This is a genomic window from Thermorhabdus hydrogeniformans (genome assembly GCF_049310025.1).
GTDB lineage: Bacteria > Bacillota > Thermosediminibacteria > Thermosediminibacterales > Tepidanaerobacteraceae > JBJYKD01.
This window is the reverse complement of the sequence record NZ_JBJYKD010000253.1, coordinates 1-246: the sequence shown is the minus strand read 5'-3', so window position 1 is coordinate 246 and position 246 is coordinate 1. Positions and strand designations below refer to the sequence as shown.

At 61.8% G+C, this 246-nt stretch carries 1 protein-coding gene; it reads left to right on the top strand.

The window, feature by feature from the left end:
* Positions 1-155 (top strand): integrase core domain-containing protein (locus ACKX14_RS16330; RefSeq protein WP_422449480.1); only part of this gene is annotated, 155 nt, incomplete at its 5' end.
* Positions 156-246 lie beyond the last annotated feature (91 nt).

The following is a 246-nucleotide window of genomic DNA, read 5'->3' as shown; positions in this document are numbered from 1 at the left end:
ACCTGCACGCCTACGACTCGGTCAGCGATGCCCGCCAGCGGCTGGGGCGCTTCATTGAGTTCTACAACACCCGCCGTCCGCACTCCGCGCTCGGCGCCAAGACCCCGGATGAGTTCTACTTCGCATCGCTGCCGGCGATTCAACAGGCAGCTTGACGGACCGGGTTCCACTTATCGAAATCAATTCCGTGTTCAAACGGATGGGACCACCTCTCTGTTCTTGTGGCCGGGAGCTTAGGCGCGAGCC